General features: G+C 38.4%; 1 protein-coding gene. It reads right to left on the bottom strand.

Translation table 11 applies throughout. The features are described from left to right. Window positions 1-328: hypothetical protein (locus J3495_RS19075; protein WP_210668577.1), on the bottom strand; the 328-nt coding region annotated here is incomplete at both ends.

The following is a 328-nucleotide window of genomic DNA, read 5'->3' as shown; positions in this document are numbered from 1 at the left end:
CTTTGTAATATTTTGCCCTGTTCTGCTGATAGTAATGATGTTGTGCCACCGGTTATTACATCATTAACAATGTTCAGGTATTGCCCGGCAATTTTGACAAACTCATTTAATGGTGCATAACCATTGGTAGCGCCTTTTTGGTTTTTATCTTCTTTTCCAATTAACAGATTAGCATGTGCCGTCTCATCTGTTTTATGTGCGTCAAATTGGCTTTTTTCTGCTTTACCGTTAAGAGTCGCAGTAAGGTTAGAAACCGCACTTTGTGGTATAGATTCACCTTTACTATAAAAGAAACCGAACGTAGCCCAAAATTGCGCTTGTGTTGGTT

It is taken from the genome of Flavobacterium geliluteum (assembly GCF_017948595.1).
Taxonomy (GTDB): domain Bacteria; phylum Bacteroidota; class Bacteroidia; order Flavobacteriales; family Flavobacteriaceae; genus Flavobacterium; species Flavobacterium flavipigmentatum.
This window is presented reverse-complemented; position numbering and strand designations above follow the sequence as displayed.